Genomic DNA, 12502 nt, shown 5'->3' with positions numbered 1-12502 from the left:
GGGAAGCCGAAGCGGATCCCCGATAATGGAAACACAGTTAGGAGGTTGGCCATGGTTACCGCCGAGAAAACCCGTCTCTACCCCACCCAGATCGATTTGCCAGCAGAGGCTCGCGCGCAACTGGTGGAGCTGCTCAACCAGTCCTTGGCAGACACGTTGGATCTGAAGACGCAGGTGAAACAGGCCCACTGGAATGTCAAAGGCATGCACTTCATCGCCTTGCACGAGATGTTCGACACCTTCGCCAGCACCCTGGAAAACTACGTGGACATGCTGGCGGAACGGGTTACGGCGCTGGGGGGCATCGCCCGCGGCACGGCTCGCATCGTTGCCCAAACCTCCACCTTGCCGGAGTACGATCTGGCCGCTGAAGAGGGTCGGGATCACCTGCAGGCTTTGGCAGCCCGTTACGCTCAATATGCAGCTTCCGTCCGCCGCAACATTGACCGCACCACCGAACTGGGGGATGCCGACACAGCAGACCTGTTCACCGAGATCTCGCGCCAGATTGACAAAGATCTTTGGTTTATCGAGGCTCACCTGCAGGCGTGACGCCAGCGAGGCCAGTCACAGGCAAGTGGATCAAGCAAAATGGGCGTTAACGTTCCCCTCCTGTATTTGGTGGCTCTGGCCAGTATCCTCGGCGTGGCGGGCTTCTTTGTCCTGCGGGAGGTGCTGCGGGTACGGGCCCAGGAAAAGGTCATCCGTGAGCTGCAGCCCCGCCTGAGCAAAGGCAAGGGATCCCCGCAGGAGCACTACGAGTTGGGCAGCGTCTATTTGCAAAAAGGCCTCTACGACCAGGCGGTTGCCCAGCTCAAAAAAGCCCTAGAAGTGGCCGGGGAGAACATTCCCCCCGTCTGCAACGCCCTCGGTTTTGCCTACTTCAGCCAGGGGCAGTATGACTTGGCCATCCGCTACTACAAGGATGCCGTGGCTGCGGATCCCGGTTATGTAACTGCTTGGAACAATCTGGCCCATGCCTATGAGAAGAAAAATCTCTATGGCCCAAGCCTGGAAGCTTACGAAACTGCCCTGAAGTTGGATCCCCGAAATGCCATTGCTAAGCGGCGCTCGGAGTCTCTGCGCAAACGGTTGCAGCCCAGCCCCTGAGGATCCCATCTGCAATTTCATCCGCAGAAATACTCTTGACCGCAGCACAGTTGTCCATAGGAGTTGGCTCTAAAGACTCCATCCTGCCTGTGCAGGCACTTCCTTATCCTCTCAAAAGAAGATTGATAATATTGAAATCTTGAGCGCAAATGTAAGATCCGGTATCGTGTTGCCTGGGCTGGTATTATGTCTTAAATAAAACGAGAGGCCATTTCATGGATTCGCAATCGGTAGCACCTGTGGTTTTGGTGATCCTGGATGGCTGGGGTTATCGGGATGCTCTCGATGGCAACGCGGTGCTGGCTGCGGAAACCCCTGTCCTGGATAGCCTTTGGGCTGCCTATCCCCACACCCTGCTGCAAGCTTCGGGTCGGGCCGTGGGCCTGCCGGCAGGACAGATGGGCAACTCTGAAGTCGGGCACCTGACCTTGGGGGCAGGGCGGGTGGTGCCGCAGGAATTGGTGCGCATCAGCGACGCGATAGAGACAGGATCCCTCTTCCAGGATCCCTTGTTGATGCAAGTTTGTCGCCAGCTCAGAGAGCGAGGGGGCCGTTTTCACTTCGTTGGCCTTTGCTCCGAGGGGGGGGTTCACTCCCACATCGACCATCTCTATGGGTTGCTCAAGCTGGCGGCCCAGGCTGAGATTCCGGCCTATGTCCACGCCATCACCGATGGCCGCGACACCTTGCCCCGCGATGGTGCCAGGGTTCTGGCCGCCCTGGAAAAAGAGCTGCAATGGCTGGGCAATGGCGTCATCGCCACCCTGAGCGGACGCTACTACGCCATGGATCGGGATCGCCGTTGGGAGCGCACCCAAAAGGCCTACGAGATCATGACCCAAGACGGCCCTGGCCGTGGACAAAGCGCCGCGGAGGTGATGGAAGCTTTCTATGCCCAGGATCTCACAGATGAGTTCATCCCGCCCACCCGCCTGGCTCCAGGGGCTGTGCAACCCGGCGATGCAGTGCTTTTCTTCAACTTCCGCCCAGATCGCGCCCGCCAACTTACCCAAGCCTTTGTCTGCCCAGATTTCTCAGGCTTTCAGCGCCCCTTGCTGCCGGATCTCACCTTCATCACCATGACTCAGTACGAGGCGGAGCTGCCGGTGCAGGTGCTGTTCAAGCCGCAGAACCTGAATCACCTGCTGGGCCAAGTGGTGAGCGAGGCCGGCCTCAAGCAATTGCGCATTGCCGAGACGGAAAAATACGCCCATGTCACCTACTTCTTCAACGGCGGCATCGAGCAGCCCTTCCCCGGCGAAGATCGCATCCTGGTGCAAAGCCCGCTGGTGACCACCTACGACCAGGCGCCGGAGATGTCGGCAGTGGAAGTGACCGACAAGGCGATAGAGGCCATCGCCCGCCGCGAATACAGCCTGGTGGTGCTCAACTATGCCAACCCCGACATGGTAGGTCACACTGGCAACTACGAAGCCACCATCCGCGCCCTGGAAACGGTGGATCGCTGTTTGGGCCGGCTGCTGGCGGCAGTGGTAGATGCGGGAGGCACTACTTTGATCCTGGCGGATCATGGCAATGCAGAGCTGATGTGGGATGAGAACGGCAACCCCTGGACGGCCCACACCACCAACCCCGTTCCCTGCATTCTGGTGGAGGGGGAAAGGCGCAAAATCCCCGGCTGTGGCGGCGATGTCAAGTTGCGCTCCAACGGCACTTTGGCTGATGTGGCCCCCACCCTGCTGGAGATCTTGGGCCTGCCTCAGCCCCCCGAAATGACAGGACGTTCGCTTTTGCAGCCGGCAGAATACACCATCCTCCAGCGGCAACCCAGTCCTGTGGGGCGGTAGGTGCCAGGGATCCCTTACTCCGTCACTGGGATCCCTTCTTGGGCCAGCCATGCTGTTAGCTCTCCCCAGTTGCGATAGACAGCCAGAACCCGTGAGCGATCGGGGTGATAGGGGGCAGCCAAGCGCTCCAACTGCAAAAAGCGGGCCTGGGGAGGGATCACCGCCGCTTCGGGATCGGGGGGAGTGGGTCGGCGCAAGGAGCTGCTGTAGCCGCGGTAGATCAGCACCAGATCAGACTCTCCCTCGCTTTCCACCTCCACCCGCAGCACCTCTTGCGGGTGGTCTTGGCTATAGCGCTCCAAGGCCAAGGGCCAAGGCAGGGCCCTCATGCTTCCAGTTCCCCCTTATCAGTTCCGGGTCGCAGCCGCCAGACAAAGTAGAGGCTGTAGAGCAGGTAGGCCACCAGCCCCCAGGCCCCCACGCTCCCCAGCAGCTCCGGCGATACATTGGGATGGAAGATCTCCCGAAACCCCAGCGGTGGCCCAAACCAAGCCCGGCAATCCTCTGGCAGAGAAGTGCGGAAAGCACAGGGCACAAAGGCCCCCGAAAAGAGGATCCCGGCCCCCATATAACCAGTCAGGCCCCACCGCCAGAGCAAAAAGGCTCGCGCCGCCCAGGTTCTCGACTGCTCGAGAGCAGCACTCCAATCCCGCCAAAACCAAAGACAAATCAAGATCAACAGCCGCGCCATTGCTCCACTGAGAAAGCTGACGGGCAGGCCCCCAATCATCAGGTACACCGTCACCGCCAAGAGGCTCGATACCCGCCAATAAACGATCAATAGCTGAATCAAGGGCCGCAACCCCACCGCAAAAGCCCAAATCAGCAGCAGCAATGGCATCACCACCGTCAGCGCCACTGCCAAGCGGTAGTCCAGCCAGATTGCATCCACCAGCCAACTCTGGGGAGTCATCCTCACCCTCTGCCACTCCTGCCCCTTAGTATATGAAACCTGGGGGATCCAGGACGGGACACAGAGAGTTACGGAATGTTAACGCCTGCTGACCATCCCCAGCAAAACTTTACACCAGACAGCTTTCAGAAAGTTTTCCATTTTGCCGCTACCGATCCCCGAAAGTGGTAGATTCTTAGCTAGCTCCTCAGAGGAGTATCCCTGTCGTTCGGAAGGCCAGCTGCCTGTCTGAGCGATCAGCGGAGTCTCCTTCAGACCTTGGCCCAACTTAATCTCATTAAGTATTGTTACTTAATCGTGTTATCTTGGGTTAAGGTCAAACCTTGAGAGGCATGACCTCGAAACCATGGCCCGTTCTTCCAGACTCCTCTCTCACAGTTCTACCCGTTGGAAGGCGACCCAGTGGAAGCCCAGACCACTGCCTCCCTTGGAGAATGCACCTCCTTCTCCGAAGCGGGAGGAAGAGACAGGGGATCCAGTTGCGTCAGAGCCACCCCTTGCCCTGGGGAAGCCCGATTTGGCGAGGAAGGTGAAGGGTGGAGCTAGGGGGGCAGCAGTTGCTGGCAGCGGGAGCTATGAAGCGCTGCAGCTGTGGCTGGTGCTGGTTACCTTGGGGGTAAGTCTGGCCATTGCCGTGGGAGTGGCCCTGGTTTACTCTCTGGGGGTAGCTGCCAACTACTTGCTGGGGGCGGTTGTTGGCGTGGTTTATCTGCGCATGCTGGGCCGCGGCGTAGCGGAGCTGGGCAAAAGCCGCAACCGTTTGGGGGTGACGCGTTTGGCTCTGTTTGTCGGGCTGATCGTTTTAGCCACTCAGGTGAAGTCTTTACAGATATTGCCCATTTTCCTGGGGTTCATGACCTACAAGGTCACCCTGCTCATTCATCTTGTCCAGACCTTGACCCGTTCATCTTCTTCTGTGTGATGCCCATGAACCTGTCCTTCTCCTCTCCTCCTCTTTTGGCAGAACTCGAGGTCGGCCATCACCTTTACTGGCACCTGGGCAAATTCACGGTTCACGGGCAGGTTTTGATCGCCAGCTGGATCGCCATTGCCCTGATCTTGACGGTGGTCATTTTGGGCACCCGTCAACTGCAGCGGGAGCCGGCTGGCCTGCAAAACTTTGTCGAGTATGCCCTGGAATTTGTGCAAAGCATTGCCCGAGCCCAGATTGGCGAGAAAAACTTCCGGCCCTGGGTACCCTATGTCGGCACCTTGTTCCTGTTCATCTTCGTCTCCAACTGGATGGGCAACCTCTTCCCGTGGAAGCTGATTCCTCTGCCGGAAGGGGAGTTGGCCTCCCCCACCAACGACATCAACACCACTGCCGGGTTGGCGCTGCTCACCAGCATCATGTATTTCGTGGCCGGCATCAGCAAGCGGGGGCTGTCTTACTTCAAAAAATACATTGAGCCTACCCCGATTCTGCTGCCCATCAACGTTTTAGAAGATTTCACCAAGCCCCTTTCCCTGAGTTTCCGTCTATTCGGCAACATCCTGGCAGAAGAGCTGGTGATTGCGGTGTTGGTGTTGCTGGTGCCCTTGTTTATCCCCGTGCCGGTGATGGTTCTGTTCCTGTTTACGGGGGCGATTCAGGCTTTGATCTTCTCAACCCTCTCGGCAGCTTACATTGGAGAGGCGCTGGAAGGTCATGGAGGAGGGAATCACCACGATTGAGCCCGCTGTTTGGCCGATCACCTTGGCCTTTTCACGGAGGATCATCTCAAGTGGGCCAGCGCAAGGGATCCCTTCTTTTGGTAAGGTTTGTTGGGGCTGACAGATTGGTTCTGAAAGCCGCCGACAAGGGAGTGATTTGAGGCTGTAGTGTATCAGACCCGATCACCTCTGAAGCTCAAGAGACGTTGTTGTTGTGTCAATCACCAAGGAGCATCTCACTATGGATCCGTTAACCTCTGCTGCTTCTGTTCTGGCTGCTGCTCTGGCCATTGGTCTGGGATCCCTGGGTCCTGGGATCGGACAGGGGAACGCCGCTGCTGCTGCGATGGAAGGGGTGGCCCGCCAACCTGAGGCGGAAGACAAGATCCGCGGCAACCTGCTGGTTAGCCTGGCCTTCATGGAAGCTCTGACCATCTACGGCTTGGTGGTGGCTTTGGTGCTCTTGTTTGCCAACCCCTTCGCCTAGTGTCCTACGGGGGCGGGCCGCAGCGATGGCCGAGGTGAGCCATATCCGCCCCCCAACCCGGCCTGACGGTAGACCTAAGTTTCTGTTGGGGTCATAACACCCATGCTCTTCCAAACTCTATTGGCTGTTGAAGCGGCTGAAAAAGGTGGTCTTTTCGATCTGGATGCCACCCTGCCCCTGATTGCCATTCAGTTTTTGCTGTTGGTGGCAGTGCTCAACTCCCTCTTCTATGAGCCGGTTACGCGGGCTATCGACAGCCGCAGCGACTACATCCGCACCACTCAAGCGGAAGCCCAAGAGCGGTTGGACAAGGCGGTGTCGTTGACCCGACAGTATGAGTCTGAGATCAGCCAGGCCCGCTTGCAAGCCCAGCAGGTGATCGCTGAGGCAGAGGCTGCAGCTGCTCGCATTCGTTCCGAGAAACTGGCTGCTGTGCAGGCAGAGATCCAGCAGAAGCTGGAGGCGGCGCGGCTACAGGTCGAGCAAGAGAAGCAGGCAGCCCTCGAACAGCTGCAGCAGCAGGTGGATGCCATTGCCGCCCAGATTACCCAGAAACTGTTGGGCAGTGCTCGTTAGATCGCTGGTTGGAAGTACTTTTGGAGGAGCTTGCGATGCCTGTGTGGAGTTGGGTGGCCGGTTGGATCTTGGCTGTGGCCGAGACCACGGAGCTACTCCCAGAAGCCAAGGCAGGAGAGGGGGATCTCTTGGCCAAGATTCTCGAGAGCAACCTGATCAACATCGCGATCATTCTCACCTTGCTGTTTATCTTGGGTCGCAAAGTGGTGGGAGAAGCCCTGGCCAAGCGGCGGGAGGGGATCCTAGAAGAACTGCGGCAAGCGGAGCAGCGCAAGCGGGAAGCCATCGAGAGGCTGGCGGAGGAGCAGCAAAAGCTGGCCCAGGCTCAGCAGGAGGCTGAACGTATCCGCAAGCAGGCGGAAGCCAACGCCGAAGCCCGTCGGCAAGAGTTGTTGGAGCAGGCGGAGCGGGAAGTTGAGCGGCTGCGGGCCAATGCCGAGAAAGAGTTGTCCAGCGAGCAGGAGCGGATTCTTCAAGAGTTGCGTCGGCAGATCGTTCGCCAAGCCTTGAGCAAGGTGGAGCAGGAGCTGCCGCAGCACCTCAACGAAGAGGTTCACCGCAGCTTGATCGAGAAAGGGATCCAAATGATTGCCCGCTAACTCTCAGGGAGGAGAAAGGTATGATCAGCAGCACAATGGCTGAGAAGGTGGTGGATCCCTATGCCGAGGCTCTCATTGCTCTTGGGTCAGGCCAGGGATTGCTGGACACTTTTGCCGCCGATATGCGCTTTATTGCCGAGGTTTTGCGGGCTACGCCGGAGCTGGGCCAGTTTCTCGCCAACCCGGTGATCAAGGCCGAGGCCAAAAAGAACCTGCTGCAGCAAGTATTTGCCGATCAGATCCACCCTCTGCTGCTGAATGCGCTGAAGTTGTTGACCGACCGCCGCCGTATCATGTTTCTCGGGACTGTTTGCCGGCGCTTTTTGGATCTGCAGCGGAAGCTCCAGAACATCGTCCTGGCCGAAGTGACGACGGCGATACCCTTGACGGAAGCTCAGCAGCAATCGATTCGCGAGCGGGTGATGGACTTCACGCGGGCCAGCGGCGTGGAGTTGCAAACTGCTCAGGATCCAGAGCTGCTGGGAGGGGTGGTCATCAAGATCGGATCCCAGGTGATCGACCTCAGCTTGCGTGGACAGTTGCGCCGGCTTGCCTTGCAGTTGGCCTAAGTTGTTTTTTGAGGATCCCTTCCCGTTACCTTGAGAGGACTGCTATGCCTACCATTCGCCCAGACGAGATCAGCACCATCATCAAACAGCAGATCGAGCAGTACAACCAGGAGATGCAGGTCTCCAACGTGGGGACAGTTCTGCAGGTGGGGGATGGCATTGCCCGCATCTACGGTTTGGATAAGGTGATGGCCAGCGAGCTGCTGGAATTTGAGGATGGCACCACCGGTATTGCCCTCAACCTGGAAGAAGACAACATCGGTGCCGTGCTGATCGGCTCCGGGCGGAATATCCAGGAGGGATCCACCGTCAAATCTACGGGCAAAATCGCCAGCATCCCCGTGGGGGAAGCCCTCTTGGGCCGCGTGGTGGATCCCCTGTGCAACCCCCTCGACGGCAAAGGCCCGATCCAGTGTACGGAGTCTCGCCTGATCGAATCTCCGGCACCTGGCATTGTCGATCGCCGCTCTGTGTACGAGCCCCTGCAAACCGGCATTACCGCCATCGATGCCCTGATCCCCATCGGGCGGGGGCAGCGGGAACTGATCATCGGCGACCGCCAAACCGGCAAGACCACCGTTGCTGTGGACACAATCCTGAACCAAAAAGGGCAGGATGTGATCTGCATTTACGTGGCCATTGGTCAGAAGCAGAGCACCATCGCCCAGGTGGTGGGCATCCTGACCGAGCGAGGGGCTATGGACTACAGCATTGTGGTGGCTGCCGGCGCCGATAGTCCAGCTCCGTTGCAGTGGCTGGCCCCCTACTGTGGCGCCACCATTGCCGAATACTTCATGTACCAGGGCAAACACACCCTGGTGGTCTATGACGATCTCTCCAAGCAGGCGGTGGCCTATCGGCAAATGTCGCTGCTGCTGCGCCGTCCACCCGGTCGAGAAGCCTATCCTGGGGATGTGTTCTACCTGCACTCGCGGCTATTGGAGCGAGCCGCCAAGCTGAGCAGCCAACTGGGAGAGGGATCCATGACGGCACTGCCGATCGTGGAAACCCAGGCCAATGACGTGTCGGCCTACATTCCCACCAATGTTATCTCCATCACCGATGGGCAGATCTTCTTGGAATCGGATCTGTTCAACGCTGGCATCCGCCCGGCCATCAACGTCGGGATTTCCGTCAGCCGCGTCGGCTCGGCAGCTCAGACCAAGGCGATGAAAAAGGTGGCTGGCTCCATCAAGGTGGAACTGGCGCAATACCGCGATCTGGAGGCCTTTGCCCAATTTGCCTCTGACCTGGATGAGGCTACCCAAAAGCAACTGGCCCGCGGCCAACGGCTGCAGGAGTTGCTGAAGCAGCCACAGTACTCTCCCCTGTCTCTGGATCAGCAGGTGGCCATTATCTATGCGGGAACACGAGGCTATTTGGATGACATTCCGGTGGAGAAGGTCTCCAGCTTCAAACAGGGCCTTTTGGCTTACCTGGGCACCACCCATCCCAAGTACGGCGAGATCGTCCTCTCCACCAAGCAGCTCACCGACGAGGCAGAAGAAATCTTGAAAACGGCCATCACAGAGTTCAAGCAGAGCTTCGTGGCCAAGGCGGCCTAGGGTGACGCGGATTTCTCCTGGCCCGGATCCCTGTCGACCACCAAAATAGAGGGAGTAGGTTATGGCAAACCTCAAGCGCATCCGCGATCGCATCAAGGCGGTGAAAAACACCCGCAAAATTACCGAGGCCATGCGGCTGGTGGCAGCAGCCCGAGTGCGGCGCGCCCAAGAGCAAGTGATGGCCACCCGTCCCTTTGCCGACCGACTGGCCCAGGTTTTCTATCGGCTGCAAACTCGGCTGCGGCTGGAAGATGTCAACTTGCCTCTGCTGAAGCAGCGGCCCATCCAGACGGTGGGGCTGTTGGTGGTGGCCGGGGATCGGGGCTTGTGCGGAGCCTACAACGCCAACGTGATTAAGCGCACCGAGGAGCGGGTTCGCGAGCTGCAGGAGACAGGGCAGCAGGTGCAGCTTTACCTGGTGGGCCGCAAGGCGGTGCAGTATTTCCAGCGGCGCTCCGCTCCCATCGCCAAGACCTACGTGAATTTGTCGCAGATCCCCACGGCGGCTGAGGCTGCCCAGATTGGGGATCAGCTCCTCTCGGCCTTCTTGTCGGAGAAGGTGGACAAGGTAGAGCTGCTCTATACCCGCTTTGTCTCTTTGATCAGCTCCCGTCCGGTGGTGCAATCCCTGTTGCCCCTCGATCCGTCGCGGTTGGCCACTCAAGACGATGAAATTTTTCGTCTTTTGGTGCGGGGCGGAGAGTTTACTGTCGAGCGCAGCAAAGTCATCGCAGCGGTCTCGGCCCCACCTCAGGACATGATCTTTGAGCAGGATCCCGTGCAGATTTTGGATGCACTGCTGCCGCTGTACCTGAACAACCAGTTGCTACGGGCCTTGCAGGAGGCGGCGGCCAGCGAATTGGCAGCTCGCATGACGGCCATGAACAACGCCAGCGACAATGCCAGCGAGCTCATTCGCACGCTGGGTCTTGCCTACAACAAAGCTCGCCAGGCGGCTATTACCCAGGAGATCCTGGAGGTGGTGGCCGGAGCGGAGGCCTTGTAGGGTTCTCAAAGGAGATCCCCTGAGGAGCCGAGGTTGCGTTGCCGCGCCATCTGGGAGTTGAGCAGAACCACCGGCAAAATCCCCACCAAGACAATGGCCAAAGCCGGTGCCCCTGCCTCCGCGAGACGCTCATCGGCTGCCAAGCGGTAGGTTTGCACCGCCAAGGTGTCGAAGTTGAAGGGCCGCAGCACCATCGTGGCCGGCAGCTCCTTCATCACATCCACAAATACCAGCAGCATAGCCCCCAAGAGGCCACCCCTCATCAAGGGCAAATGCACCTGCCACAGGGTGCCCAGGGATCCCTGTCCCAGGCTGCGGGCCGCTTCATCCAAACTGGGGGGAATGCGCAGCAGCGTGGCCTCGACGGTGGCCAAAGCCACGGCCAAAAACCGCACCAGGTAGCCGAACACCAAAGCCGTGAGGGTGCCACTGATCACCAGGCCAGGTGGCTGTTGCAGCACCACCTGCCGCAGGTAGCTCAGCAGTTGATCCAACCACCCTAGGGGAATCAGAACCCCCACTGCAATCACCACCCCAGGCAGCGCATAGCCCAGAGAAGACAACTGCACTGCCAGCCGCAGGCCCCACGGGGATCCCCCCTGCAGCCGCAGCCCGTACAGCACCACCACCGACACGGAAACGGCAATGACAGCCGTGATGGTGGATAGCCAAAAGCTGTTCTGGGCGTAGCTCCAAAAGCGGCGACCCAGCTCCCCCTGGCGCAGGGTCATATTGAGCAGGATCAAGGCCGGCACGACGAAGCCCAGCCCAATTGGGATCCCACAGGCTAGCCAAGCCCCCACCGCCCGGATCCCTTGTAGGCGGTAACGGGTTGGGGTGGGTTTGAACCCTTGGCGATAGTAGCGCGCCCGTCGGCGGGAGAATTGCTCCACCGCCATCAGCAGCAGCACCAGCAGCAACAGCAGAGCGGAAAGCTGAGCCGCCGCCACCGGATTGCCCAGGGCCGTCCAGGTGCGGTAGATGCCGGTTGTAAAGGTATCTACCCCGAAATAGCTGACGGTGCCGAAATCGTTGAGGGTTTCCATCAAGGCCAGCAGACAGCCGGCCACAATGCCCGGTCGAGCTAACGGCAACGCCACTTTACGAAAGCTGGCCCAAGGCCCATAACCCAGGGAGCGACTCACCTCCAAACAGGCTACCGACTGTTCCTGAAAGGCCAACCGGGCCGAGAGATAAACATAGGGATAGAGGGTGAGGATCAGCAGCAGGATTGCCCCCCACAACGAGCGAATGTTGGGGAACCAGTAGTCGCCGATCCCCCAACCCGTAATCCGCCGCAGCCAGATCTGGAAACCGCCGGTCACCTGCAAAAAATCGGTGTAGGCGTAGGCCAACACATAGGTGGGGGCCGCCAGGGGCAGCACCAACATCCACTCCAGCCAGGCCCGCCCCCAAAACTGACACATGGTCACCAGCCAGGCAGTGCCACTGCCCACCAGGATGACCCCCGCCGCCACCCCTGCCATCATCACCAGGCTATTGCGCACATAAAGCCCCAAGACCGTATCGGCCAGGTGCTCCCAAACCTGCCGCTCGTCCGCAAAAAGGCTGAGCAGCACCGTCAGAGTGGGAATCAAAAGTAAGCCCGTCAATGCCAAGGTCAGCAGCGTCCAACTGCTGAGCCAGCGCGGCCAACCCCCCTTGAGAGGATGGTCAAGGCGTTTACCCAGATTCAGCCAAGTCAACTTTTCCATCAACTACAAAAGTGCTCCCCACCGCTGACGCGAATGAAACCTGCAGGATCTCGCAAAGACTTTTTCTTTACCATTTCCCAATTGTCAGCTAGAAGGCACAGGAGCCCTCCCCTTTGCCTACAGTGCAAGGACCGGGAGGAATTCGGAGTCATAATGAGTCATAATATAACCTAACTATGACCCAAGTCCTGACCATTTCCTGCAAGCTCAAGGTGTCTCAGTCGCAAGCCGCAAAGTTGGATGCGACCTTGGATGCTTTCGGCCAAGCCTTGAACTGGGTCAACCAAAACAAACCCGAGAAGGTCGCCAACGCCGTCAAACTTCAATCTCTGGGCTACCACCAAATCCGTGCCCGGTTCGGCTTGTCCAGTAATTTGGCAAGGACTACGTCCCGCTTACGCGACCAACAGATATGCAGACGGGTAGCGTCTGCCCGCAAGGTGGCACAACAGAAAAACCGCCCGGTCAAAGCGTTCAAGGGCGGCTTTGCTACCTATGATG

At 58.8% G+C, this 12502-nt stretch carries 14 protein-coding genes and 1 pseudogene; 12 read left to right on the top strand and 3 right to left on the bottom strand.

Annotation, left to right across the window (positions count from 1 at the left end; all coding sequences use genetic code 11):
* Positions 1 to 51 precede the first annotated feature (51 nt).
* The 3 genes from dps to gpmI all read left to right on the top strand — a co-directional run bounded on the left by dps (position 52) and on the right by gpmI (position 2918).
* A complete protein-coding gene (dps, locus tag NW842_RS08380) occupies positions 52 to 552 on the top strand; it encodes a DNA starvation/stationary phase protection protein Dps (RefSeq protein WP_414344460.1) in 501 nt (166 codons plus the stop codon).
* 39 nt (positions 553 to 591) lie between these two features.
* A complete protein-coding gene (locus NW842_RS08375) occupies positions 592 to 1110 on the top strand; it encodes a tetratricopeptide repeat protein (protein WP_011434229.1) in 519 nt (172 codons plus the stop codon).
* A 215-nt stretch (positions 1111 to 1325) separates the two neighbouring features.
* Positions 1326 to 2918: a 2,3-bisphosphoglycerate-independent phosphoglycerate mutase gene (gene gpmI / locus NW842_RS08370; protein ID WP_414417836.1), complete on the top strand. Its 1593-nt coding sequence runs from the start codon at positions 1326 to 1328 to the stop codon at positions 2916 to 2918.
* Between the two features lie 14 nt (positions 2919 to 2932).
* Here the strand turns inward: gpmI and NW842_RS08365 are convergent, their stop codons facing one another.
* Both NW842_RS08365 and NW842_RS08360 read right to left on the bottom strand, forming a co-directional pair.
* Positions 2933 to 3247 (bottom strand): hypothetical protein, encoded by a 315-nt coding sequence (locus NW842_RS08365; protein WP_414330481.1) that lies wholly within the window; start codon positions 3245 to 3247, stop codon positions 2933 to 2935.
* The gene (locus NW842_RS08360; RefSeq protein ID WP_414417835.1) at positions 3244 to 3831 is read right to left on the bottom strand and encodes a DUF3177 family protein; all 588 of its coding nucleotides are present in this window, start codon (positions 3829 to 3831) and stop codon (positions 3244 to 3246) included. Before NW842_RS08360 ends, NW842_RS08365 begins: the two co-directional genes overlap by 4 nt.
* 517 nt (positions 3832 to 4348) lie before the next feature.
* Here NW842_RS08360 and NW842_RS08355 point away from each other — a divergent pair.
* The 8 genes from NW842_RS08355 to NW842_RS08320 all read left to right on the top strand — a co-directional run bounded on the left by NW842_RS08355 (position 4349) and on the right by NW842_RS08320 (position 10286).
* Complete coding sequence (locus NW842_RS08355) at positions 4349 to 4753, top strand: hypothetical protein (RefSeq protein ID WP_238376806.1); 405 nt, start codon at positions 4349 to 4351, stop codon at positions 4751 to 4753.
* A gap of 5 nt (positions 4754 to 4758) precedes the next feature.
* Complete coding sequence (gene atpB, locus NW842_RS08350; RefSeq protein WP_414417846.1) at positions 4759 to 5505, top strand: F0F1 ATP synthase subunit A; 747 nt, start codon at positions 4759 to 4761, stop codon at positions 5503 to 5505.
* Positions 5506 to 5725: 220 nt separating this feature from the next.
* Positions 5726 to 5971 carry an ATP synthase F0 subunit C gene (gene atpE / locus NW842_RS08345; RefSeq protein ID WP_235280127.1) on the top strand — a complete coding sequence of 82 codons (246 nt, stop codon included), beginning with the start codon at positions 5726 to 5728 and terminating at the stop codon, positions 5969 to 5971.
* A gap of 102 nt (positions 5972 to 6073) precedes the next feature.
* Positions 6074 to 6547 carry a F0F1 ATP synthase subunit B' gene (locus NW842_RS08340; protein WP_414349846.1) on the top strand — a complete coding sequence of 158 codons (474 nt, stop codon included), beginning with the start codon at positions 6074 to 6076 and terminating at the stop codon, positions 6545 to 6547.
* A gap of 35 nt (positions 6548 to 6582) precedes the next feature.
* Entirely contained in the window at positions 6583 to 7146 is a 564-nt protein-coding gene (locus tag NW842_RS08335) for a F0F1 ATP synthase subunit B (protein ID WP_414417834.1), read from the top strand.
* A gap of 20 nt (positions 7147 to 7166) precedes the next feature.
* Positions 7167 to 7715 (top strand): ATP synthase F1 subunit delta, encoded by a 549-nt coding sequence (atpH, locus tag NW842_RS08330; RefSeq protein WP_414417833.1) that lies wholly within the window; start codon positions 7167 to 7169, stop codon positions 7713 to 7715.
* Positions 7716 to 7759: 44 nt separating this feature from the next.
* A complete protein-coding gene (gene atpA / locus NW842_RS08325) occupies positions 7760 to 9280 on the top strand; it encodes a F0F1 ATP synthase subunit alpha (protein WP_011434218.1) in 1521 nt (506 codons plus the stop codon).
* Positions 9281 to 9341: 61 nt separating this feature from the next.
* On the top strand, positions 9342 to 10286 hold the full coding sequence (locus tag NW842_RS08320; protein ID WP_414330493.1) for a F0F1 ATP synthase subunit gamma: 945 nt from the start codon (positions 9342 to 9344) through the stop codon (positions 10284 to 10286).
* A gap of 5 nt (positions 10287 to 10291) precedes the next feature.
* On the opposite strand, the gene NW842_RS08315 is transcribed toward NW842_RS08320, so the two are convergent.
* Positions 10292 to 12001 (bottom strand): ABC transporter permease, encoded by a 1710-nt coding sequence (locus tag NW842_RS08315; protein WP_414417832.1) that lies wholly within the window; start codon positions 11999 to 12001, stop codon positions 10292 to 10294.
* A gap of 176 nt (positions 12002 to 12177) precedes the next feature.
* On the opposite strand from NW842_RS08315, the pseudogene NW842_RS08310 reads away from it, so the two are divergent.
* A pseudogene (locus tag NW842_RS08310) lies at positions 12178 to 12502 on the top strand (RNA-guided endonuclease TnpB family protein); the annotation flags it as partial.

It is taken from the genome of Synechococcus sp. R55.4 (assembly GCF_047461935.1).
In the GTDB taxonomy this organism is placed as follows: Bacteria; Cyanobacteriota; Cyanobacteriia; order Thermostichales; family Thermostichaceae; genus Thermostichus.
The sequence above is the reverse complement of the archived record's forward strand: the minus strand, read 5'-3'. Positions and strand labels throughout refer to the sequence as shown.

Bases quoted from the DNA above. Each gene is read 5' to 3' on its own strand.
- NW842_RS08340 (WP_414349846.1), top strand. From the start codon at position 6,074: ATGCTCTTCCAAACTCTATTGGCTGTTGAAGCGGCTGAAAAAGGTGGT.
- atpH (WP_414417833.1), top strand. From the start codon at position 7,167: ATGATCAGCAGCACAATGGCTGAGAAGGTGGTGGATCCCTATGCCGAG.
- atpE (WP_235280127.1), top strand. From the start codon at position 5,726: ATGGATCCGTTAACCTCTGCTGCTTCTGTTCTGGCTGCTGCTCTGGCC.
- dps (WP_414344460.1), top strand. From the start codon at position 52: ATGGTTACCGCCGAGAAAACCCGTCTCTACCCCACCCAGATCGATTTG.
- NW842_RS08320 (WP_414330493.1), top strand. From the start codon at position 9,342: ATGGCAAACCTCAAGCGCATCCGCGATCGCATCAAGGCGGTGAAAAAC.
- NW842_RS08360 (WP_414417835.1), bottom strand. From the start codon at position 3,831: ATGACTCCCCAGAGTTGGCTGGTGGATGCAATCTGGCTGGACTACCGC.
- atpB (WP_414417846.1), top strand. From the start codon at position 4,759: ATGAACCTGTCCTTCTCCTCTCCTCCTCTTTTGGCAGAACTCGAGGTC.
- NW842_RS08375 (WP_011434229.1), top strand. From the start codon at position 592: ATGGGCGTTAACGTTCCCCTCCTGTATTTGGTGGCTCTGGCCAGTATC.
- NW842_RS08335 (WP_414417834.1), top strand. From the start codon at position 6,583: ATGCCTGTGTGGAGTTGGGTGGCCGGTTGGATCTTGGCTGTGGCCGAG.
- gpmI (WP_414417836.1), top strand. From the start codon at position 1,326: ATGGATTCGCAATCGGTAGCACCTGTGGTTTTGGTGATCCTGGATGGC.
- atpA (WP_011434218.1), top strand. From the start codon at position 7,760: ATGCCTACCATTCGCCCAGACGAGATCAGCACCATCATCAAACAGCAG.
- NW842_RS08315 (WP_414417832.1), bottom strand. From the start codon at position 12,001: ATGGAAAAGTTGACTTGGCTGAATCTGGGTAAACGCCTTGACCATCCT.
- NW842_RS08365 (WP_414330481.1), bottom strand. From the start codon at position 3,247: ATGAGGGCCCTGCCTTGGCCCTTGGCCTTGGAGCGCTATAGCCAAGAC.